The 1,574-nt window shown below is 40.9% G+C and carries 1 pseudogene; it reads left to right on the top strand.

Features of this window, described 5'->3' with window-relative positions:
• Window positions 1-1,574: pseudogene (locus tag H3Z82_RS15915) on the top strand (hypothetical protein); the annotation flags it as partial.

Here is a 1,574-nt window from a genome sequence, read left to right as displayed (position 1 = left end):
GCAGGTGTTGAGACCATCATAGACATCAGTAATCTTGAAACCCTTACGTCCATTGCACTCAATCCCGATAATACCAATATCGATTATACGGATGAGGATGGTGTGGTAACCCAATTGGATTTTACTCAGATTGTAAAGAATTTAGAAACGCTTACTACGATTGTGGACAATGCCGATGGTACGTTTACATTTGCTGATGAGGCAGGTGTTGAGACCATCATAGACATCAGTAATCTTGAAACCCTTACGTCCATTGCACTCAATCCCGATAATACCAATATCGATTATACGGATGAAGATGGTGTGGTAACCCAATTGGATTTCACTCAGATTGTAAAGAATTTAGAGACGCTTACTACAATTGTGGACAATGCCGATGGTACATTTACGTTTACCGATGAGGCTGGGCTTGAAACGATAATAAATGTAAGTAGTCTTGAAACCCTTACGTCCATTGCACTCAATCCTGATAATACCAACATCGATTATACAGATGAGGATGGTGTGGTAAGCCAATTGGATTTCACTCAGATTGTAAAGAATTTAGAGACGCTTACTACGATTGTGGACAATGCCGATGGTACGTTTACATTTACTGATGAGGCAGGTGTTGAGACCATCATAGACATCAGTAATCTTGAAACCCTTACGTCTATTGCACTCAATCCTGATAATACCAACATCGATTATACAGATGAGGATGGTGTGGTTACCCAATTGGATTTTACCCAGCTAGTCAAAAACTTAGAGACATTAACAAGTGTTGCTGAAAATAGCGATGGGACGTTCACGTTTTTAGATGAAGAGGGGAATACAACAATTATAGATATCAAAAACCTTGAAACTACAACATCTCTTAGAGATAATGGTGATGGGACAATGACCTATACGGACGAAAATAATGCTGAAACTGTAATCAACTTAGCCAATGGTCCAAAAGGTGACGATGGCGATTCTGCTTACCAAGTATGGTTAGACTTAGGGAATACTGGAGACGAAGCGGCGTTTATTGCTTCTTTAAAAGGAGATCAAGGCGATGATGGAATTGCTGGCGTTGACGGTATTGATGGCGTTGATGGTGTAGACGGCGCTTCTGCTTACGAAGTGTGGACCGCTGCTGGCAATACAGGAACTGAACAAGACTTCTTGGACTCATTAATTGGGGCTGACGGAAATGGCATTGCATCTATGGCAGATAACGGCGATGGAACCTATACCATTACATTTACTGATGGTTCAGGTTTCACAACTTCAGATTTAACAGGTCCAAAAGGTGGTGATGGAAAATCTGCTTATCAAGAATGGTTAGATTTAGGAAACACTGGAGACGAAGCGGATTTTATTGCATCTTTAAAGGGCGCTGGTGGAGATTCTGCTTATGATGCGTGGATAGCCGATGGCAATACAGGCTCTATTCAAGATTTCTTAAATTCACTAAAAGGAGACAAAGGTGATGATGGTACTTCTGTTACCGTAACTGATAATGGTGATGGCACTATAACAGTTAGTGATGGTACAAACAGTGTTATTGTATCTGATGGGGCTGACGGAATTGATGGACAAGATGGTAATTC

Origin of the sequence: Gelidibacter maritimus, assembly GCF_014062315.1 — a bacterium.
GTDB lineage: Bacteria > Bacteroidota > Bacteroidia > Flavobacteriales > Flavobacteriaceae > Gelidibacter > Gelidibacter maritimus.
The sequence above is the reverse complement of the archived record's forward strand: the minus strand, read 5'-3'. Positions and strand labels throughout refer to the sequence as shown.